The organism is Streptomyces sp. PKU-EA00015, assembly GCF_013387495.1.
In the GTDB taxonomy this organism is placed as follows: Bacteria; Actinomycetota; Actinomycetes; order Streptomycetales; family Streptomycetaceae; genus Streptomyces.
The window spans coordinates 1-20,452 of the sequence record NZ_JABZEE010000089.1 but is presented as its reverse complement, the minus strand read 5'-3'; the positions used below and the strand labels follow the sequence as shown (position 1 = coordinate 20,452).

The window sequence follows — 20,452 nt, the reverse complement described above, 5'->3', positions numbered from 1 at the left end:
CCTACGCCCACCTATTTCCTTCGAGGCTGCTCTCCACCGCCAGGGCGGCTTCCTCGCCCCGGCGGTAGCCGATCTCCCGGGCCATCTCGGAGGCTCGGCTAATCTCGTCCCAGGCGGCCTCCTCGTCGCTCACGTCCTGGTAGACACGGGCCAGGGCGATCCGGGCCTCCACCTCCGCGACCCGGTATCCGCCGTTGCCCGCCATCGCCAGCGCCTGGTCCGCGTCCCCACGTGCGCTCGCGGACCGGCCCGTGGCCGCGGCCAGGCGGCACCGCGCGAGCAGCGAACCGATCAACACGTCCCGGCGGGTGATGCCGCGCGCAATGGCGTGGGCCGCCTCGAAGTGGGTCCGGGCCCGCTGCAGCGCCTCCGTCTCGGCGGGGGTGCGCGGGTCGCTGTCCGAACCGCCGCGGGACGGACCCGCCTCGTCCAGCGCCAGATCCCCCAGTCCGATCAGGCAGGCGGCCTCGTCGGCGGTCCAGCCGGCCCGTCGGCAGACGGTCAGATTGGCCTCCAGGGCCCGGCGCGCGGCCGCGGCCCGTCCGGTCGTGCGCAGATGTTCCGCGTAATGGATGCCGCTCCAGCTGTACAGGAGGGGGATCGGGGTGAACTCCCGGGCCAGGCGCAGCGCGGACGCGAAGGCTTCCTCCGCGGCGTCGTGGTCGCCCCGATAGTGGTGCAGGGTGCCGCTCAGGGTCTCGGCGACAAGTTCGTCCTCACGGTCGCCCCCCCGCCGGGCAAGTTCGAAGGCACTCTCGATAGCCTCCTCCGCGCCAGCCAACTGCCCGAGGGCCAAGTGCAGTTCGACCCGGTTCTGGCAGCTGACCGCAGCCTGGTGGTAGCGGCCGAGACCGCGGAAGGCCGCCTCGGCCCGGCGCAGTGTGACCACCGCGTCCCACAGCCGCCCCAACATCTGGAAACTGGTGGCGACCTCGTGCAGGACCCAGCCACGCATCTCCGGGTCGCCGCCAGTCGTGAAGGGCTCGCGCCGGAAGTCGCCGCGCGGGAAGAAGTCGGTGAAGCAGGACAGGACCGTGTCGTACGCGCTGAGTTCACGAGTGATCAGGCCTCGATCGCCTGCGTACAGCTGGTCCGTGATGAGCAGATACGCCTCGGCGTACGCGCCGGAGCGGCACGCATGATGGACGGCCTCGATCAGCGGATCGAGGCCGTCGAGTGTGGCAGGGGGGTCGGTGCGTGCTTCGGCGATGCGCATGTAGTAGCGCTTGGCCCACTCGTGGAGGCTGGTGTGGTCGACGCTGCTGCGCGCCGACTTGTAGTAGTAGTCGCGGATCAGGGGGTGGGTGCCGAGCCGGCCGCCCTGGTCGCGCCGCACCAACCGGGCGTCGACGAGATGAACCAGTGCGGCGGCATGGGCGACGGGCAGCGCCGAGCTGCACTGCACGTCCCCCTGCACGCCCTGCACGTCCTGCACGCTTTGCGCGTTCTGCGGGAGCACGGCCTCCAGAGCCTCCTCCCCCACCGGGGTGCGGAAGATGCTGAACCCGATGAGCAGTTCGCGCTCGGTCTCCGACAGCCACGCGTCGTACTGGCTCAGGATGCGCCGTACCAGTTCCGCCCGGGGCAGGTCCGGATCCGGTCGCGGCAAGGTAGCGACCCGGCGCACGTCACCTCCGTACCGCTTGACCAGATAGGCCGCGATCAGGCTGAGGGTGAGCGCGTGTCCGCCCCACTGGTGGGCCACCCGCTCCAGCTCCGCGTCGGAGCCGCGTACCCCCAGCGTCGCCAGGAGTTCACGGCCCGCCTGGGCGGTCAGCGAGGGGACGTGTATCTGCCGGTGGGTCACGAAGGAGATGAGGTCGACCACCGGTGCCCGGGAGGTGATCAGGCAGAAGGACGGGTGGCCGGGTGTGGCGAAGAAGGTGAGGAAATCCCGCAGATCCGGGCTGAGTATGGCCCCGTAGTGGTCGCCGCGCTGCTCCTGTACGGCTTCGAGCCCGTCCAGCACGAAGATGTACGGCTGGGTGCTCAGTAGCGAGGCGATGATCTCGGCGCGGGCCCGTCCGTCGCCGCAGTCCTCGGAGGTGATCCGGCCGCCGCTGACGTAGTCGAGCGCGGCTTCCAGGAAGTCGTCGGCCCCAGAGCGTTCGGCGAAGGTCCACCAGAAGATGCGGGACGGCTGCGCGTCCTGGTCGGCGTTGACCCGGGCCGCTCTGCGCCGGCTTTCGAGCCACTGGCGGGCGATGGTGGTCTTGCCCTCGCCGCCGAATCCGATCAGCCCTACGACCAAGGTCTCCGGGTCGTCCGCCACCCGGTCGGTCTCGGCGAGGAGCGCTTCACGCCCCACCCACTCGTTCAGCAAGGCGGGCGCGTCCTCCAGCCGGTGGGACCGCGGCAGCTGAACCCTGTGGAGTAGTTCGTCGTCCATCTGCGGCGGTTCCGCATGCTGCATCGGCAACACGTCGGCCCGGATGACCAGCGAGAACGGCGGAAAGGTGACGAGGTGGGCGTTGACCGCCCAGGCGGTGTCGCGGTCCTCGGCCGCTCCCGACGAGCCCCATTTCTCGGAGATCATGCCGACGACCAGGTTGCGCACGCGGTCGAGCACCGGGGCTCCGCTCATGCCCTCGGCGATGCCCGACGACCGAAGCTGGACGGGCTCCTTCAGCAGGGCGTGGCCCTCCGGAGCCTCGATCTCGCCCATGATCGTCCCCTGGGCGAGGAGCCCTTGGTACTTGCCCAGCCTGCGGTACCCGTAGCCGATGAACTCGTTCCATGCAGATGCGGCGGCATCGCCGAGTACGGCCACTCGGCTATTGGGGATCGGCGTCTCAGTCTTGAGGCAGACGATGTCGTCGTCGTTGTCCTGGCAATAGGCGACCACCCTGGCCCGGCGGGTGACGGCCTTCCAGTGATCCACGGCCGGGAAGTGGATGTCGACCTCCGGAGGCTCGGACGCCCGTACGTCCAGCCCACCCGCCTCCAGTACGTGGCGGCAGGTGACCACGAGCCCTCGGCTGGCGATGGCCACCCCGCTGCCCAGCGTCTCCCCGCTGTCGGACAGAGCGACCCTTACGGTAATGAGCCTCACATTCTGCAGTCTGACCTGGTATCCGGAGTTCGGCTCTCCCGTCATGGACTGTCCGCGCTCCAGGTGAGCCGCACCGTGAGCGCCGCGCCGACGCCCGCCTTGGCGATCATCGCGCCGCTCTCGGCGTCCAACGTGATACCGAACTCGACCTCCACCTCGTCCGGCCGTCGCGGCAGCGAGCCGACTGCTGCGTTGACCCGCTGTGCCATGGAACGGATGGTCCCCATGGCGGCGTGCACCGCGTCCTCCGAGCGGCGGAGCAGGTCGGCGGGACCGACCGCGACCTGCCGGATGCCGCGCCCTGGCGGGAATTCGACGAGTAACTGGCCGTCGTCCGGTGTGATGTCGTCGCCGTCCGACTCGGTTCGCGCCGTGCCGTCCTGCCCGGTCATCAAGGCCTCCCCCTGCTCCGGATCGCCCGGTCGGCGATCCCCTGTCTGTTTTGCCCGCACCATGAAAGACTTCAACTCGTCAATCCCGCAGGAAAACTGGAATTTTGTCCGGCGCGGGGCGCCTTGCCCGAAGGGTCCGGGCGCTGGAGAGTTGGTCTGTGGCAATCCCCACCATCGAGCTGCGGCCCTGGTTCGCCGAGGACCCCGTGGCCCGGACCGAGATTGCCCGCACCGTCGACCGGGCCCTTCAGTCAGCCGGTTTTCTCCTGGTCACGGGGCACGGCATGGACGACGCGCTGCGCCGGCGGATCCGGTCGGTCGCCCGCCAGGTCTTCGGGCTGCCGGCCGACGTGTAGGAGCGGTACGCGGTGCGGGTCGGCGAGCGGGGCTGGCTGGGCCCCGGCGCGGAGGCCGACGCCTATGCGGACGGCATCGAGACCCCGCCCGGTCTCAAGGTCCCTGTCCTTCGCGGCCGATGAGCCCACGGCGACCGGGCCGTCGACGCCGAGTGGTTCCTGCCCAACACCTGGCCAGGTGAGGTGCCCGCCCTCAGGGCCGTCGTGGAGGAGTACCTCGCGCAGATGCGGGCACTGTCGGACCGTCTGCTCGGCGCCGCGCTCGGCGAGCCCGAGTCCTTCTTCACCCGGCACACCGGGCTCGTCGTATCCGCAGGTATGCGACGCCCAAGGCACCGTCCGCACCGTCCGTACGGCAAGCACTCCACGAGGGCTGCACCCGGTGCGCACCAGATCGGGCGGCGAACCGCGACCAACCATGGTTCACACGTCCCCCGGGCCCACGTCCACCTGGTCTTCTCGGCGCTGCGGGTGGATAGGCCGGGCACAGCCGCTGACAAGACGTGCCCGCTCCTGCCGGCGGCCGAAGACCCCCTCTCGAACAGGCTTCCTCACGAGCCGTGCGCCCGCCGCTCGATGCGCTCCACCAGGTCGGCCGCCATCGTCTTGATGGTCTCCAGCCCCTGTTGACCCCAGGGATGCGGATCCTGGTCCACCACGCAGATCGTGCCCAGCACCATGCCCGTGTTGTCGATCAGCGGAGCGCCCAGGTAGGAGTGGATCCCAATGGCGTCGACCACGTGGTTCCCGGCAAAGCGTGGGTAGTCGCGGACATCCTCCAGCACCAGAGCCTTGCGCCGCTTGACCACATGCGGGCAGAAACCAATGTCGAAGGCGCGAGGCATCACCCGGCCGGGCACGGGATCGTCGAGAAGGGGGGCCTCCAGATTCACGGTCGTGTCGGCGGCCGCGCTGTACAAGCCCGCGTAGTACTGACGGCTCTCGTCGACAAGGAAGTTGACCCCCGCGTAACACCCCCCGGTGCGCTGCGCGAGTTCACGCGCGAAGTCATCGAACTCCGGAACGGGCTTGTCCTCGATCCCCAGTTCCCGAAGCCGGCGTGTCCGCGCCTCTGCCTCAGGGTCCTCCGGAGGGAGAAGCAGATGACGCACGGCGATCGCTATCTCCCCTCCGAAGGGAGACTTGTACACCATCTCAGCCATGCGAACTCCTTGAAGTGATCAGATGCTCCACGAGGGAAAGCAGAACCCGAATACCCGAGCTGGACAGGCGGGCATCACACAGGACCACTGGGACCTCGGGCTTGAGGTCCAGCGCCGCCCGCACCTTTTCCGGCTCATAGCGGTGCGCCCCGTCGAACTCATTGACCGCGACGACGAAGTTGATGCCTCGCGCTTCAAAGAAGTCGACCGCCGCGAAACTGTGGTCCAGCCGACGGGTGTCGGCGAGCACTATCGCACCGAGCGCACCGGCGGACATCTCGTCCCACATGAACCAAAAACGCTCCTGACCGGGCGTGCCGAACAGATAGAGCACGTGGTGGGGGCTGAGGGTGATCCGGCCGAAGTCCATCGCGACCGTGGTGGTGGCCTTGTTCTCCACCCCCTCCAACCTGTCCGTGGCAGCACTGACCTCGGTCAGCAGTTCTTCCGTGCTCAGCGGCTCAATCTCGCTCACTGCTGCCACAAAGGTGGTCTTGCCCACCCCGAAACCCCCGGCGACCAAAACCTTGATCCCCATCGGAAGGGAGTCGGCGCCGGGTGCCTCAGAGCCGTTTGAGGAGCCCATCCCGCAACGCCTCCAATAGATCTCGATCGGGGGGAGAATATGACCCCGGTGTTCCCATGTCGAAGCGCCGTGTGACGACCGCCCCACGCTCCATCAAGTCGGACAGCAGCACCTTGATCACCGCTGCCGGCATCCGCGTGTGTCCCGCGATCTCAGCCACCGTGACCGGCGTCCGGCACAGGTCAAGCACATGTCCGTGATCCAACCCGAGGTTGGTCCGCAGCACGGTACCCGTGGCCACCACCATGGTCATCAAGTCGAATTGGCAGGTGGGTCTGGTGCGTCCGTCACTGACGGTGTACGGCCGAACCAGCCGCCCCAGGGCATCATCGAGCAACGGCCTATGCGGATCGTCCGGGTCATCCGGCATCTCTCACTGCCCCGCCGGCTGACGGGGAGCGGCCCCCAGGTGGCTGCGGACGCTCTTCACCATCATGGTCATCTCGTAGCCCAGCACCGGCACATCCGCCTCGCGTCCGGCCAGCACTGCCAACAGGGCGCCCTGCCCGGCCGCGGAGACAAAAAGCATCGAGCTGCTGAGTTCGGTCACGACCTGCCGCACATCACCGCCGTCATCGAATCGCTTGCCGGCACTGCGCGCCAGAGAGTGGAGCCCGCTGGCGAGGGCCGCCAGATGATCCGCCGCGTCTTTGTCCAGTCCATCCGAGGCCATCACCAGACCGTCCGAGGACAACAGCAGTGCACTGCGCGTATGCGGTACGCGCTGCACAAGGCCGCTCAACAGCCAAGAGAGATCTTCACTCACCACAACTGCCCACTTCTCCTCAATGACGTGAAACTGCTAGGGGGCCGGGTCCGGTCGGATCTCCCCGCCGAGGGACGGGGAGGTGTCAGTTTTCTCGGAGTCCTCAGCCAGGCGGACGCCGCTCTGAAACGCGGCCATCAGGCCGGGATCGTGATCGTCTTCCTTGGGCACCACGACAGTTTGGGGAGACTGCCGCAATTCCGGGGCGAGGTGTTCCTGACGGCGCCGCTGGGGCAGCACGGGGGGAGCATCTCCCTGCGTGGGGGCCGCGACGGTGGCGTGTAGTGGTTCGGCCGCCGGTGCCGGTACCGGTACCGGACCCCGAGCGACAGACGTGTCCAGCTCAAGTGCCTGCTCCGTCGCGTCGTCGTCGTGTCCATGAGGGACGGCAGGAGTGAGGTCCGACTGTTGTTGCTGTGATTCCACCACGTCCGGGCCCCGGCCCAGCAGCTCGTGCGGCAGCACCACCACCGCCTGTGTACCGCCGTAGACATTGCTCTTGAGTTGGACGACGATGCCGTGCCGCCGGGCCAGGACAGAGACCACATACAGGCCGATGCGACCGTCCTGGAGCAGCTCGCCCAAGGCGATCCTCTCAGGGGAGGCGAGCAGGGCGTTCATCTGGTCCCGCTCGGTGGAGGTCATGCCCAGACCGCGGTCCTCGACCTCGATCGCCAGCCCGGCGGTGACGTGCTCGGCACGCAGCAGCACCTGCGTCTGGGGACGGGAGAACACCGTGGCGTTCTCCACTAGCTCCGCCAGCAGGTGCACCACGTCGACGACCGCGTGCCCGCTCACCGTCCCGTCCACCGGAGGCACCATCTTGACCCGCGAGTACTGCTCGATCTCGGCAGCCGCGGAACGCATCACATCGGCCATGCTGACCGGTCGGGTCCACTGGCGGTAGGAGGCGTCGCCGCCGAGCACGGCCAGATTCTCGGCGTATCGCCGGACACGGGTGGCCAGGTGGTCCACATGGAACAAGCCTTTGAGCAGGTCCGGGTTCTCGACCTCGTTCTCCAGGTCGTCCAGCAGCCCGATCTCGCGGTGCACGAGAGACTCCAGCCTTCGGGCCAGATTGGCGAAGACCTCGAAGTGCTCGCCGCCACGCTCCCGCGCCCCGAGCTCCACCGCAGTCGCCTCGGCAACGCGCTGAGCGGATGCGATCTCTTGCCCCGGCCGTTCCAGCGCATCACCCGTCCGCTCGGGCAACGGGCCTGGCTGATGCCGCTGATTTTCTGCCAGCTGTTGGCCAGGCTCCATCTGCCGTCGCAACGTGGCCAGTTCGGCCTGGCTCCGTGCCGCAAACGAGCTCAACTCGATATGGCTGCGAGCCAAGGCCCGCGCCTTCCCCGCGGCGATGAACGCTGCGCCCGACAGGATCACGCAGACGAGCAGCAGCGTGCCATTGAGCAGACCCCAGAAGGCACTCTTGTCGACGTGGCCCACGCCTGCGGTGAACAGGAGAGCAGCGCCTGCGGCTCCGATGATCGCGACCAGCACGGCCGGCAACACCGCCAGAAGCACCATGTGGCGCTCAACTGCCTTGCCACGCGCGCCCATAATGTCAGGAACATGCCACGCCTGGAGGTCGGCGGGCACTATGTCCTGATGGGCATGAGCGGGCAACATCAGACGTTCCTGCATCACAGTCCCTGGTTGTGTATCGGCCAGCAGGCTGAAAAGTGTACGGCACACGTTACCCCTAACGGCACCTCACGTCACGCGTGGTGACGTCATGGGGATTGATTCAACGGTCCTCACGTCCCTGAACTGGCCCCAGTGCCGTGGCGCACTCCTGGCTGAACGTGCCAGAACGTGCCGATCCATGCCAGAACGAGCGGGCACTCACAGGCAGTGCCGACAACTCGAGAGCAGCGACAGCCACAAGCTGTGCGGAGCGTATACGCAGACCAGCGGGCCGCGGACGATTCGTTGCGACCTTGTGATTCCGAACCTCGGAGCGCGGGTTCGATTCCCGTAACTCGCTCCACAGTGAAGGCCCAGGCCAGGGGGGTGATCCCCAACCGGGCCTTTGCGTTGTCCAGACCCTTTCAGGGCAGCGCGCCCGGCCGCCATGGAGGTGGACGATGGGCGCATCAGGGCTCAGTGGTGCGGAAGTGGTGTGCAAGCAGCTGTTCCCAGCGCGGTAAGAGATTCTCCACTCCATCAAGGCGCTCCTGCCGCGCACGGCTCGGGCGCGCGCCGCATCGACGGCGCGGCCCGGCCATTTTCTTCACCCGGCCCGGCCGCGCCAGGCGGCGCGCCGCGTGCTGTGGCGATGGCGGTTGGGGTGACGGTGGCGCCTTTGGTCCCCCGGCGGGAGGCGCCGTCGAAGCGTTGTCCGTGGTTCACCTTGCCGTCTCCCTCAGTTGAGGGAAGCGGCGAATCCTGGCCGCCGTCACGACCTTCCGTCCCAGGAGGCCCGATGTTCCCGCACGCCGCCGGTCGGCGCCGCGTCCGCCGTTACGTTTCCGCAGGTGTGCCACTCGCCGTGATCGCCGCGGTAGCGGTGGCCGGCACAGCGACAGGAGCGCAGACCAAGGACCGCCCCACGGAGCCACGGGTCACCGCCACCGCCGCACTCGGCGACATTCCACTCGCCGAGTTCAGCAACTCCCTGCTGCCCGGCACGGTGGACGACGATCGCGGAGTGGATCTCGGCGGGATCGGCAGTGACATCTACCCCGCCGACCGGGAGGGAGAGTTCTGGACGGTGACCGACCGTGGGCCCAACGGCCTGATCACCGTGGACGGCACCAAGCGCCGCACGTTCCCGGTCCCCGGTTTCGACCCGTCCATCGTGAAGATCCGGGTCTCCGGAGCCACCGTGAAGGTGATCGACGCGATCCCGCTCACCACATCCTCCGGAAAGCCCGTCACGGGCCTGCCCAACCAGGAGGGGCGCGACGAGGCCCCGTACACGTACGACGCGAAGGCACCCCTCAGGTATGACGCGAACGGCCTCGACACCGAGGGAATCGTGCGCGCCAAGGACGGCAGTTTCTGGCTGGTGGACGAGTACGGGCCCTCTCTGGTCCATGTCTCCGCGCACGGGAAGGTCCTCACGCGCTACGTTCCGCACGGACTGCAGCTGCGCGGCGCGGACTATCCGGTCGTCGAGGCACTGCCCGGGATCCTGTTGCACCGGAAGCTCAACCGCGGCTTCGAAGCGCTCGCCCAACTGCCCGGCGGCGACCTGGTGATGGCCGTACAGAGCCCCCTCTCCGTGCCGGACAAAAACGCCGGCGATGCGTCACTCACGGCGCGTCTGCTGCGCTTCTCGCCAATGAGGCAAGCGGTCACCGCGGAGTACGCGTACCACTTCGACTCGGTGAACGAGGTCGACTCCAGCGAGGACGACACCAGCGAGCTGAAGATCTCCTCCGTCGTCGCGCTGAACGGCGACACCCTCCTCGTCGAGGAGCGCACCGACAAGGCAGCGCGGCTGCAGCGCGTTCCGCTGACCCCCGACGCCAACATCCTCGGCACGGCTTGGGACGACGCGGCCACCTCTCCCTCGCTGGAGCAGCTCGACGACCCGGCAGCGTCCGGAGTTCCGGTCCTGAGGAAGCGTCTGGTCGTGGACCTGGGCACGCTCGACGGCATCCCCGGCAAGATCGAAGGCATCGCCGTCACGGGTCGGGACACCCTGGCGATCATCAACGACAACGATTTCGGCATGACGGACGGCGTCGGGGCCTTCGACGCGGACGGCCGCCTGGTCGACAGCGGGGTGGAGACGAGGGTCACGTATGTGCAGGTGCCGAAGGGTCTGTAAAGGCCGGTTCATCGGGCGGGAGCGGGAGCTGCGGGTTCTGGGCGCGGCCATCGATAAGGTCCGCGAGGGGGGCGGTTCCCAGAAGCCCGGCGAGTGCATCCTGATGCGCGGGCGGCGTCGGGTGGGGAAGTCGAGCCTGGTCGAGGAGTTCCTCAGCCGGGCCGAGGTCCCGTATCTCTTTTTCACCGCGGCGGGCGGATCAGCGGGGGACGAGCTGACGGAACTGCTCGACGCCGTCGCTTCCTCCACCCTGCGGAGCGGTCCCTGTTCGCGGAGGAGGCTCCGACCCAGTGGAACGCCCGTTCCGGCTGCTGGCGGAAATCCTGCCCGACGACAGCCCGAGCGTGGTCGTGATCGACGAAGTCCCGTACCTCATGGACCGGATCGACGCCTTCGAAGGCATGCTGCAGCGGGCGTGGGACCGGCTGCTCAGCCGCAAGCCGGTACTCCTGCTGCTGGTCGGCTCCGATCTGTCGGTGATGGAGGCGCTGAACAGCCACGACCGGCCCTTCCACCAGCGAGGGCGCGGGATGATCCTCGGGCCGCTCAATCCCGCGACATGCTCGGCCTGGAACCGGCGTCCGCCTTCGATGCAGCACTGGTCACCGGCGGACTGCCTCTCATCTGCGCCGAGTGGCCGCAGGGGGCCGCGCTGTGGGAGTTCCTCCGCACCTCGCTCGACAATCCCATCTCCGCACTCCTGGTCTCCGCCGAACGGTCACTGGCCGCCGAGTTCCCTCCCCGCGTGATGAGCCGGGAAGTATGGAGCAGCGGTTCGGCGAGACCGGCAGGCTCAACGTCGTGACGCTGTCCGAGCTGATGCTGGAGTACTTCTGCCTCGTCGACGAGAAGATCCTGCCCGCGTCGACGGGCCGTGGCAGCACAGGATCGTCACCGCCCGCTTCGCCCAGGAGCCCGCCCGCACTCTGGCGCCCGGAGCGAATCCCGAGTTCCCGTTCAGGCCGGGCGGCGCCGCGGCTCGACGGCCTCCTCGGTGGCGGACAACGGAAGCCGCCGGACCGAGTCGCCGATCAAGCCGAGCGACGGCATCGCGCGGATCAGGGTGGACGGGCTCCGGCCGGTCAGCACAGCGCTCGACGTCGTCAGGGAAAAGTTGACCAGGAGCCTGGACCAGCAGCCATGCGCCGCCGAGGGCCAAGCAAATGCTGCGCTGGCTGGCTGGCTGGCTGGCTGGCTGGCTGGCTGGCTGGCTGGCTGGCTGGCTGGCTCACGGCACCACCCCCGGACCACACCACGCAATACCGTCATGGACTCGTGGCAGTGGTTGTTCACGACTTTGGGTGGCCGTCCGATCTGCCCCCGGGGCGAGGTCCACGAGGACGCGAGGCACCCCGCGGCGGGCCGCCTCCGCCGTGCGGCGGATACGGTCACGACCTTCGGACGATGCCCGGACACCGGACAGATGGCGACGATCAAGGCACATGCCCTCACCCCCCGAAGCAGTGGTCACCACACCGGCAACCGCCCCCGATACCCCGAGGGCTGAACTCACCTCCACCATGAAGGGGAACACACGGCCCGACTATCCCGTCACCTTCCAGCTCACGAAGATGGTGTCCTCTGAAAGGTGATCTTGACCGTTTGACAGGTGAGTTTGACCGACTTCCCCTGGCTGTTCCTGAACTGCACCGACCGGTCCGTGGACGATCAGAAGGGGCTGTGCATACCGAGCAGGCCCATCTGTGCCGGGGCGTCTACGGCGCTTGAAAGCCGGCGGACACACCTCACAGGCTCACCGCGTCTACCAGGGGAAACGGGGTGCAAGCCTCACAGGTAGGTCCGGGCGTGCGCGGGCGAACGACTGTCACAGTGAGTCGGCGCCGGGCGGCACGGAGCTTGACCGCTCCTTATGCACCGCTGACTTCCTGTCAACAGGCAAACCCTCCGCCCCTGGCAGCTGCAATGCCAGGGGCCGGTGCGTTGTCACGGGATGGCTACCCGATCCAGATGATGTCCAGAACGGACAGGACAGGTGCTGGGTGAGGCGGTTGATCACGTAGAGACGGACAGTTGACCGATGGAAGCGGCGCGGACGTCCTCGCCTTCGGGTCGCCCTCCTGTCAAGTCCTGCGTGTTGAAGCCAGGGAGTGTTTCGAAGTGCGGTGAGGACCGTGCAGCCGCAAGACCAGTATTGGTGTCACGGGCAGCGCGTCGACCGGGTTGGGGATCCGAGGTGTTGGCCGAGATCATTCTCGCGAACCGCCCTGTGGACTGGGGGTGTTGGCGTCGGCTTTGTTCGGTGGACTATGTTGTGGGCATGATTACCGGGACGGCATTGCGCCACACACGGATTGGTGACCCGGTGCTCTTCTGAGCGCCGTACGGGCCAGTGCGGGCCCGCTGTTCGATCGAAGATTTTGCGCTGGTGCGCGGGCTCCGCCTCCGTCGTGTTGATCACAGGCTCGACACATCAACCACGACAGGAGAATTCATGCCCACCAAGACGCTGCAGATTCCCACTACGGACGGTCAGGCCGACGCCTTCGCCGCCTTCCCCGACCAGGGCGAGCGGCATCCAGGGGTGCTGATGTACGCGGATGGCTTCGGCATCCGGCCCGTGCTGCGGGAGATGGCCCGCGAACTGGCCGGGCACGGGTACTACGTGCTCGTCCCCAACTTCTTCTACCGTCACGGCCCCGCACCGGTGATCGAACTTCCCGAGCACATTGGAGCAGAGGTCCGGCCCCAGGTCATGGCCCAGCTGATGCCCTTGCTCAAGGCGCACACCGCCGAACGTGTCCTGAGCGACGCCGACGCCTACCTCAGCTTCCTCACCACCCAGCCCGAGGTCGGCTCCGGTCCGGTCGCAGTGACCGGCTACTGCATAGGCGGCCTCCTGGCCATGCGCACCGCCGCGGCCCACCCCGGCCAGGTGGCCGCCGTCGCCGGATTCCACGGCCCCGTGGGCGCCGACGGGCCCGACCTACTCTCCAAGCTCACCGCCCAGGTCCACCTCGGCCACGCCGAAGGCGACATGACACCCGAGGCCCTCGGCGAGCTGAACCAGGCCCTGGACGCCGCAGGTGTCACCTACACCTCCGAGATCTACCCCGGCACCGTCCACGGCTTCACCATGTCCGACACCGACGCTTTCAGCGCCTCCGGGCTGAAGCACCACTGGGACCGCCTGCTCCCTCTCCTGGACCGCACCCTGGCCAACAGCTGAGGCTCTGGCTCGGAAACCAAGCCTGAAGTACACGGCTCCGGAGTCCTGGGGGTTTCGAAGCTGGTGTGAGGGCGGGCTGAGCCCGCCCTCACCGATTGGGAAGCCATAGGTTGATGGCGGCGATGTGCGCTGCCCAATCCTCAGCCGACGGGTGGTCGGGGCTGGGCGGGCAGGATGCGGACGACGGGGGCGGGAGCCGTGAGCTTGCTGGCGGAGCTGCCGGTTCTCCGGGGTCAGCTGGTTGACGACGCGGACGAGGGCTTCGCGGTCGGCGCGCAGTTCGGCGAGTTCCTCCTGGTCCACCCGGTAGCGGTTGACCATCACCATCTTGCCGCTGCTGGCCTGCCGGTAGCGGGGAACGTGCCCCGTCCGCGCGAGGCTCTCCGGAGCCTCCCCGATCAGCCAGTCCGGCTGCCGGTCTCGAAGGCTCCGTTCCGCCAGTCGTCCAGGTGCCGGGTGTTCTCCCGGACCCGCAGGAGCGCGGCCTGGAACATCCGCCGGGCCGTGACGCGGATCTCGGTGAACTCCTCGGGCTGGTATGCCTTCTCCCGGGCCGGCACCTTCAGCACTCGTTTGGCCATGGCGTCGCGGACCGGCTGAGGGAGCCGTTTGTCACGCTGCAGGAAGTTCGCCAGCGCCTTGACGTAGCGGTATCCAGTACTGGTGGCCGGTCTGCTGAGCGGGTGACCGCGCTGCTGTCCCGTCGCAGTCGATGTCGCCCTCTGCGTCCGCACGGGCCTGGATCTGCTGCAGTGCCCGAGTGAAGACTCCAGCGAGCGCGTAGCGGCGGAAGCGGGTGTACACGGTCTTCCACGGCCCGTAGCGTTCCGGCAGGTCACGCCAGGAGATCCCCGTGCGGATCTTGTAGACCATCCCGTTGATGACCTGCCGGTCCTCCACGCGAGGCCTGCCCGTTGCGGCCCGGGGTATCAGCGGAGCGAGTAACTCCCACTCCTGGTCAGTGAGTTCATGACGGCGTACCACGACACCATGATCTACCACCCGGATGATCTTTGAAGACGAACCCTAGTCGCCATCGTCTACGTGTTACGCAAGGGAGTCACCTGGAGAGACATGTCCACCCAGGTGGGCTGTTTGGGGGTGACCGCCTGGCGACGTCTGCGGGACTGGACCGAGGCCGGCGTCTGGCCCCGCCTGCACGAGGCACTGCTCACCGAGCTAAACCACCAACAGAATGAATCCGTCTCCCACTTGGCGTGCGACAGGGCGGGCTCTGAGGATGAGCAGGTCATTACCCTGCACGGGTGCTTTCATACGATGAGTTGACCCAGCCGGAACGTGAACTGTGGGACGCCTTCCCCGAGGGGCGTCTTGTGGATCTGCGTACGGGCGTGTCGGAGGCGGACGGACCCGCCGCGGGTGCCCAGTGGGGCTCCGAACGCTCTGTTCGCGCAGCTGTCGTGGCGGCGCTGCTGCTCGGCGCGAATGCCGAGCGGTCCGGCGTCGTCGCCGCCTTGCGGCTCGCCGGTGCGCGGATCACCGGCCGCCTCGACCTGTCCGGAGCGGAGATCTGTCACACGTTCTGGTTCGAGGACTGCTGGCTGGAGGAGGCGGTGAGCCTGTACGGGGCCGCGACCCGGACGATCGGGATCGCGAACAGCTGGGTTCCTGGGATCGACGCCGGGCTTGCCCGGATCGACGGCGCCCTCGACCTGAGGCGGTCGACCCTTGCAGGCGGCTCTCTCACGCTCATCAACGCCCGGGTGGCCGGGGAGTTGATCCTGACCGACGCCAGGATCTCGGGCCCCGGAGAGTGGGCGGTGCTCGCGGGCGGACTCGTCATGGAAGGCGGTGTCTTCGGCAAGCGACTCACCACGCAGGGCGGGCTGCGGCTGCCTGGCGCACACCTGCCCAAGGGCCTGTTCCTGCAGGGCGCCCGGCTGGAGAACGCCGACGGTGTCGCACTCGCCGCAGGCCATGTGGCCGCCTCGACCGTGGACTGCTCCCAGGGATTCACCGCGCAGGGGACCGTGCGGCTGCGAAGTGCTCGCATAGAGGACCTGCTGACCTTCGAGGGAGCACATCTGAATGGCGACGGCACCGCCCTGGTGTGCATAGCGATGCACGTGGGGGACTTCGACTTCAGGGCCGCCACACCGCCCTCGGGTACGGTGGACCTCCGCTCCGCGCATGCCACTTGGTGCCAGGACAGCGAGCGGGCCTGGCCGGAGGAAGTACTGCTGGAAGGGTTCACGTACGGCTCCATCCGTTTCGGGGAGACAGCGTCCACGGAAGGCGGGGCGGCAGGGGAGGACGGAACGCCTGTGGGAGACACGATGCCCGCGGGGGACGAGGTCGCCAGTCGCCTGGCATGGATCCGCCGGAATCCCGGCTACGCCCCGCAGCCGTACGAGCAACTGGCAGGCTGGTACCGGCAGATCGGCCACGACGGCGACGCGCGCCGGGTGCTCCTTGCGAAGCAGCGCCACCGCCGCCGCACGCTGCATCCTGCGGGACGCATATGGGGTCATCTACTGGACGCCACCGTTGGTTACGGCTACCGACCGTGGTTGGCTGGCGTGTGGCTCATCGCGCTGGCCCTGCTCGGCACGCTGGTATTCGGGGCCCACTCTCCTACCCCGGTGAAGCCCGGAGAAGGCGCCCCGTTCCAGTCCTTCGTCTACACCCTCGACCTGCTAATTCCCATCGGTGGCCTTGGTCAGCGCACCGCCTGGTACTGGACGGACAGCGGCTCCCAGTGGCTGGCCTACGTGCTGATCGCCGCAGGCTGGGTACTCACCACAGCAGTCGTCGCGGGGGTGACCCGAACCCTGAACAGAAACTAGCGGGCGGACGGCGGAACCCGCCCAGTCCAGGAACACGATGATCAACGATCTGGTTGTTCCACTCGGGACCAAGTTAATCAACGTCTGTGGAGGCGCGGAATTGGCACGGCCGAAGCCTTGGGAGGTCAGCGACGAACTGTGGACGGTGGTCAAGCCGCTGCTGCCGAAGGTCGAACGCCGCTTCCGCTATCCCGGTCGCAAGCGGCGCGACGATCGTTTAGTCCTGCAGGGGATCATCTTCGTGCTGCAGACGGGCATCGCGTGGGAACACCTGCCGCAAGAGCTGGGCTTCGGCTCGGGGATGACCTGCTGGCGTCGCTTGGTCGAGTGGCAGGAAGCCGGTGTCTGGCAGCGGCTGCATGAAACTCTGCTCGCGAGTCTTCGGGCAGCAGACGCACTCGACTTCTCTCACGCAGCAGTGGACTCTTCCCACATCAAAGCCCTCAAAGGAGGCGGGAAGACGGGACGGAGCCCTGTGGATCGAGGCAGGACAGGCAGCAAGCACCATGTGATCACGGACGGCACCGGGATCCCGCTCGCCTTCACCCTGACCGGCCGCAACCGTAACGACGGTACCCAGCTGATCCCACTGCTGCAGGCCGTCCCGCCGGTGCGCGGTAAGCGCGGCAGGCCTCGGCGGCGCCCGGGTGTGGTCCTAGCAGACCGAGGCTACGACCACGACAAGCACCGTCGGCTGGTGCGCGACCTCGGCATCCGCCCAGTGATCGCTCACCGGAACACCCAGCACGGCTCGGGACTGGGTACCAAGCGGTGGGGTAGAGCGCGTCTTCGCGCTGCTGCTGCATCCGCCTGTACCGCCCAGACGACACCCCGCCCGGCTGGCCGCCGACGTTCGGCGCCTCGCTAACGCGGCCGATCCGCTGGGAGCTGATCGAGCAGCAATACGACCAGATGGTCAAGTACGCCACCGCGCTCCGCCTCGGCACCGCCGAGGCGGAGCGGGTCCTGCGCCGCTTCACCCGCGGCGGCCCCAAGCACCCCACCTACCAGGCCCTCGAAGAACTCGGCCGCGCAGTTCGTACAGTCTTCGCCTGCGACTACCTCGCCAGTCCCGGCCTGCGCCGGGAGATCCACGGCGGGCTCCAGGTCGTGGAGAACTGGAACAGCGCGAACACCGTGCTCCACTACGGCAAGGACGGCGCCCTGACCGGCCCGGACAAGGGGCACGCCGAGACCTCGATGCTCGCCCTGCACTTGCTCCAGTCCGCGCTCGTCCACGTCAACACCCTGCTGGTACAGCAGGTCCTGGCCGAACCGGCCTGGGCGAAGAAGCTGAGCGACGAGGACCGGCGCGGCCTGACCGCACTGTTCTGGTCCAACGTCAACCCGTACGGCACCTTCCGCCTGGACATGGACAAGCGCCTCGACCTGGGGGCTCACGGTGCCCCGCCCCCGAACCCCGGCGGACGCTGCCCACCGATCGCGGGCGGAGAAGCGATGAGGTGCTTCCAGGACCTTGCCGACCTCGGACGAACGCGGCCGCGCAGGCCCCGTCTCATGTGATCAGGTTCAGGGCACGGGCCACGTCAGCAGTGGATGTCGAGGTCTGGGTTGAGGCGTAGCCGTCGCGCATGGATGCGTCGAGGTCCTTGAGCCCGTTGCCGCTGAGGGTGACCACGATTTTCTGTCCCGGGGCCAGGCGGCCTTTGCGCTGCTGGTCGAGGACGCCGGCGATTCCAGCGGCTGAGGCGGGCTCGGCGAACACGCCGTCGTGGCGAGCGACCATGCGGTAGGCGTCAAAGATCTGCTCATCGGTCACCGCGCGGATTAATCCATGAGATTGGTCGCGGGCGCTGGTGGCGCCGTTCCAGGACGCTGGGTTGCCTACGCGTATGGCACTCGCGGCGGTATCGGGTGTGGTGACCGGTACGCCGTGGACGAGTGGTGCCGCGCCCGCAGCCTGGAATCCCCACATCTGCGGCAGGCGTTGAGTGATGCCTTCGGCGGCGTAGGTCTGATAGCCGCTCCAGGTGGCAGTGATGTTTCCGCCGTTGCCCACCGGCAGGCAGTGGATGTCCGGCGCATCGCCCAGGGCGTCGACGACTTCGTAGGCGGCCGTCTTCTGCCCTGCCAGCCGCCATTGATTGTTGACTGAGTTGACCAGCGCGACGGGGTGGTGCTTGGCAAGGTCGCGGGCGATCCGAAGACAGTCGTCGAAGGTTCCGGCAACCTCGACGATTTCCGCTCCGTATCGCACGACCTGGGCGAGCTTGCCGAGCGCGATCGCCCCCTTGGGTACCAGCACAGCGCACGCGATTCCGGCTCGGGCCGCATAGGCGGCTGCTGAGGCACTGGTGTTTCCGGTCGAGGCGCAGATGACCACCTCGGCACCCTTCTCGGCCGCGTTGCTCACGGCCACGGTCATCCCGCGGTCCTTAAACGACCCGGTGGGGTTGGCACCTTCGACCTTCAGCCAGATCTCGCAGCCTGTCAGCGAGGACAGGCGGTCCGAGCGGAGCAACGGAGTGTTGCCCTCGTGAAGGGATACCGCAGGAGTGCTGTCGGTGACGGGCAGCCAGCGCCGATAGCCGCTGTTCATCAGACCATGCCAGGTTTCCATGGAACGAGACCGTAACATTCGTTTCTCTATGCATGTCAACAGCGCAATGATGTAACGTATGTCAGCATGGAACCTCTGGTAACCCGTCTCGGCGAGGTCTATTCCGAGCTACCGCCTGGTGAGCGTGCGGTCGTCCGCGTACTTCTGGACGACTATCCGTTCGCGGCACTCGGCTCACTCCGGGCGCTCGCGGATCGTGCCGGGGTCAGCCCGCCGACCGCCTCACGCCTGGTCGGACGCCTGGGCTTTGGCAGCTTTGCCGAATTCCAGGGCGCCGTGCGGGCCGCCGCCCGGGAGCAGGACCACTCCAGGCTCCGAGAGTTCGTCACGCAGCGGCCCGATACCCATAGAGCAGGAGAGGACCTGCGGACCGGCATGGAAGGTGCACTCGCTGCCGCGACCGAGCCCCTGCTGGCCACGACGGCCGCCTGCCTCGCCGAGGCCGGCGGAGTGTGGGCTCTTGGCGGCCCCTTGAGCGAACTTGCCGCGGAGTACCTGATCCGCCAGCTCGCAGGTCTGCGAGCCGGCGCGCACCGAGTCCCCGACTCCCCTCCAGCGCGTGCACGCACCCTGCTCGACATGGGGCCGTCCGACGTGGTTGTCGCCTACGACTTTCGCCGCTACTCCGCCGACACCGCACGCTACGTCCACGCAGCCCGGTCCCGCGGCGCCCGCCTCGTCCTGGTCACCGACGCTTGGGAATCACCCCTCGCGGACCAAGCCGAAGTACTGATCCGCCTCCCACGCGAGGCCGCAGGACCGATCGCGCCCCTCACCCACGAAATCGCCATAACTGAACTCATTCTCGTCGCCACCGCTTCCCGCCTCGCCCCCGCCTCCCGCCTCGCCGACCTAGACGCACTTGCCCATGACCTGATGCCGCCTGCCTCGTGATCCAGAGCTGACCGCGAAGGGGCTGGGCCGCCGCCCGGAAACACAGCAGAGGAACTGCTGTTTCGTAGGTGGTCGCCTGTGAAAACCCGCCCGCCCGGCGGTCCACCTGCGGCGATCATGTTTCATGAGTTATTGCAAACGACTGGACGTCTGAAACACCCTCATTTTGCCGAAGGGACCATCCCCGCGGGTGCGGGGAGCAGACTGCGCGACCTGCAGGTTCAGTACGGGCGCACGGTGTTTTTCGACACTTTCACAGATTCCGGCAATTAAGCAAAATGCCTCAATTGCACTACGTCCTTCCGAAACGGCGTCGCTTGGAAGCCTTGCTCCAGCCCGCCACTTTCCTGTCGGCGACCCGACGACCCTCCTTGGCGCTCGGCCGGCGGATGAGGTGACGCCCTCGTGGCCGACCGGGTGCCAGTTGTGGTCATGGGTGCGGAAGGTGAAGCCCTGTTCGTTGTTCGTCGTATACGCCGGTAGGGCGCGGCCCTGGACGGCGTACTGCCGCACTTCGTCCCAGAGGGCGTCTCGGATTCGGGCCGACGGGTTGCCGATGAAGACGCCTGCGGAGATCTCGAGCAGCCAGCGTGTGAGGAAGCCGCGCAGTCCGGCGGGGCAGTTGGTGAGGACGATCACGGTCACCAGGGCATCGCCTCGTCCTCGTCGTACTCCCCGTCGCCGTCTCCGTAGTTGCGCCCGGCGTCCACCTCGTGACCGCCGTCGCTCTGTAGCGTGACGACGTCCTGGTGGTCGGCAGGCAGGGCACGTACCTCGGCAGCCGGCAGGAGCAGGCGCTTGATGTCGTCGACGCAGCGGTCGAGGAGGGATGTCTCGTTGATGCGGTCCCGCAGGGCGCGACTAGGGTCCGTCTTCAAACGGATCTT

15 protein-coding genes and 6 pseudogenes are annotated in these 20,452 nt (G+C 67.7%); 9 read left to right on the top strand and 12 right to left on the bottom strand.

All coding sequences use genetic code 11. From position 1 onward, the window contains the following. Nucleotide 1: 1 nt before the first annotated feature. Together HW130_RS33870 and HW130_RS33865 are read right to left on the bottom strand one after the other, a co-directional pair. A complete protein-coding gene (locus tag HW130_RS33870) occupies nucleotides 2-3,052 on the bottom strand; it encodes a trypsin-like peptidase domain-containing protein (protein WP_177153611.1) in 3,051 nt (1,016 codons plus the stop codon). A 41-nt stretch (nucleotides 3,053-3,093) separates the two neighbouring features. Further along, nucleotides 3,094-3,444, bottom strand: a complete 351-nt coding sequence (locus HW130_RS33865; RefSeq protein WP_177153610.1) for a CU044_2847 family protein — start codon at nucleotides 3,442-3,444, stop codon at nucleotides 3,094-3,096. A 158-nt stretch (nucleotides 3,445-3,602) separates the two neighbouring features. Between HW130_RS33865 and HW130_RS37160 the strand changes: the two are divergent. Then, nucleotides 3,603-4,094, top strand: a pseudogene (locus tag HW130_RS37160) (2-oxoglutarate and iron-dependent oxygenase domain-containing protein); the annotation flags it as partial. 257 nt (nucleotides 4,095-4,351) lie between these two features. Here the strand turns inward: HW130_RS37160 and HW130_RS33855 are convergent. From HW130_RS33855 to HW130_RS33835, 5 genes are read right to left on the bottom strand one after another with little or no spacing between them, the layout of a single operon-like run. Beyond that, nucleotides 4,352-4,963 carry a GAF domain-containing protein gene (locus HW130_RS33855; protein WP_256356506.1) on the bottom strand — a complete coding sequence of 204 codons (612 nt, stop codon included), beginning with the start codon at nucleotides 4,961-4,963 and terminating at the stop codon, nucleotides 4,352-4,354. Continuing rightward, on the bottom strand, nucleotides 4,956-5,549 hold the full coding sequence (locus HW130_RS33850; RefSeq protein ID WP_177153609.1) for an ATP/GTP-binding protein: 594 nt from the start codon (nucleotides 5,547-5,549) through the stop codon (nucleotides 4,956-4,958). Before HW130_RS33850 ends, HW130_RS33855 begins: the two co-directional genes overlap by 8 nt. Continuing rightward, a complete protein-coding gene (locus HW130_RS33845) occupies nucleotides 5,527-5,919 on the bottom strand; it encodes a DUF742 domain-containing protein (protein WP_177153608.1) in 393 nt (130 codons plus the stop codon). Before HW130_RS33845 ends, HW130_RS33850 begins: the two co-directional genes overlap by 23 nt. A gap of 3 nt (nucleotides 5,920-5,922) precedes the next feature. Beyond that, a complete protein-coding gene (locus HW130_RS33840; protein WP_177153607.1) occupies nucleotides 5,923-6,318 on the bottom strand; it encodes a roadblock/LC7 domain-containing protein in 396 nt (131 codons plus the stop codon). Between the two features lie 33 nt (nucleotides 6,319-6,351). Further along, nucleotides 6,352-7,962, bottom strand: a complete 1,611-nt coding sequence (locus HW130_RS33835; RefSeq protein ID WP_177153606.1) for a sensor histidine kinase KdpD — start codon at nucleotides 7,960-7,962, stop codon at nucleotides 6,352-6,354. 781 nt (nucleotides 7,963-8,743) lie between these two features. Between HW130_RS33835 and HW130_RS33830 the strand changes: the two genes are divergently transcribed. The 3 genes and pseudogenes from HW130_RS33830 to HW130_RS33820 all read left to right on the top strand — a co-directional run bounded on the left by HW130_RS33830 (nucleotide 8,744) and on the right by HW130_RS33820 (nucleotide 13,283). Continuing rightward, nucleotides 8,744-10,096: an esterase-like activity of phytase family protein gene (locus tag HW130_RS33830; RefSeq protein WP_177153605.1), complete on the top strand. Its 1,353-nt coding sequence runs from the start codon at nucleotides 8,744-8,746 to the stop codon at nucleotides 10,094-10,096. Next, a pseudogene (locus tag HW130_RS33825) lies at nucleotides 10,071-10,859 on the top strand (ATP-binding protein); the annotation flags it as partial. The gene HW130_RS33830 and the pseudogene HW130_RS33825, both read left to right, overlap by 26 nt. A 1,689-nt stretch (nucleotides 10,860-12,548) precedes the next feature. Continuing rightward, nucleotides 12,549-13,283, top strand: a complete 735-nt coding sequence (locus HW130_RS33820; RefSeq protein WP_177153604.1) for a dienelactone hydrolase family protein — start codon at nucleotides 12,549-12,551, stop codon at nucleotides 13,281-13,283. Between the two features lie 398 nt (nucleotides 13,284-13,681). On the opposite strand, the gene HW130_RS33815 is transcribed toward HW130_RS33820, so the two are convergent. Both HW130_RS33815 and HW130_RS33810 read right to left on the bottom strand, forming a co-directional pair. Beyond that, nucleotides 13,682-13,864 carry a hypothetical protein gene (locus HW130_RS33815; protein WP_177153603.1) on the bottom strand — a complete coding sequence of 61 codons (183 nt, stop codon included), beginning with the start codon at nucleotides 13,862-13,864 and terminating at the stop codon, nucleotides 13,682-13,684. A gap of 31 nt (nucleotides 13,865-13,895) precedes the next feature. Next, complete coding sequence (locus HW130_RS33810; protein ID WP_177153602.1) at nucleotides 13,896-14,267, bottom strand: transposase; 372 nt, start codon at nucleotides 14,265-14,267, stop codon at nucleotides 13,896-13,898. Between the two features lie 45 nt (nucleotides 14,268-14,312). On the opposite strand from HW130_RS33810, the pseudogene HW130_RS37155 reads away from it, so the two are divergent. The 4 genes and pseudogenes from HW130_RS37155 to HW130_RS33790 form a co-directional block, all read left to right on the top strand. Beyond that, nucleotides 14,313-14,570: pseudogene (locus HW130_RS37155) on the top strand (transposase); the annotation flags it as partial. Continuing rightward, on the top strand, nucleotides 14,549-16,090 hold the full coding sequence (locus HW130_RS33800) for an oxidoreductase (RefSeq protein ID WP_177153601.1): 1,542 nt from the start codon (nucleotides 14,549-14,551) through the stop codon (nucleotides 16,088-16,090). The pseudogene HW130_RS37155 and the gene HW130_RS33800, both read left to right, overlap by 22 nt. A 100-nt stretch (nucleotides 16,091-16,190) precedes the next feature. Next, nucleotides 16,191-16,865, top strand: a pseudogene (locus HW130_RS33795) (IS5 family transposase); the annotation flags it as partial. 29 nt (nucleotides 16,866-16,894) lie between these two features. Continuing rightward, on the top strand, nucleotides 16,895-17,614 hold the full coding sequence (locus HW130_RS33790; protein WP_309140655.1) for a Tn3 family transposase: 720 nt from the start codon (nucleotides 16,895-16,897) through the stop codon (nucleotides 17,612-17,614). Here HW130_RS33790 and thrC read toward each other — a convergent pair. Next, complete coding sequence (gene thrC, locus HW130_RS33785; RefSeq protein ID WP_177153599.1) at nucleotides 17,607-18,671, bottom strand: threonine synthase; 1,065 nt, start codon at nucleotides 18,669-18,671, stop codon at nucleotides 17,607-17,609. The genes HW130_RS33790 and thrC overlap by 8 nt on opposite strands. Nucleotides 18,672-18,737: 66 nt before the next feature. Here thrC and HW130_RS33780 point away from each other — a divergent pair, with 66 nt between their 5' ends. Further along, nucleotides 18,738-19,565 carry a MurR/RpiR family transcriptional regulator gene (locus tag HW130_RS33780; protein WP_177153598.1) on the top strand — a complete coding sequence of 276 codons (828 nt, stop codon included), beginning with the start codon at nucleotides 18,738-18,740 and terminating at the stop codon, nucleotides 19,563-19,565. 292 nt (nucleotides 19,566-19,857) lie between these two features. Here HW130_RS33780 and cas2e read toward each other — a convergent pair. Beyond that, a pseudogene (gene cas2e, locus HW130_RS33775) lies at nucleotides 19,858-20,210 on the bottom strand (type I-E CRISPR-associated endoribonuclease Cas2e). Further along, a pseudogene (locus HW130_RS33770) lies at nucleotides 20,207-20,452 on the bottom strand (hypothetical protein); the annotation flags it as partial. The pseudogenes HW130_RS33770 and cas2e, both read right to left, overlap by 4 nt.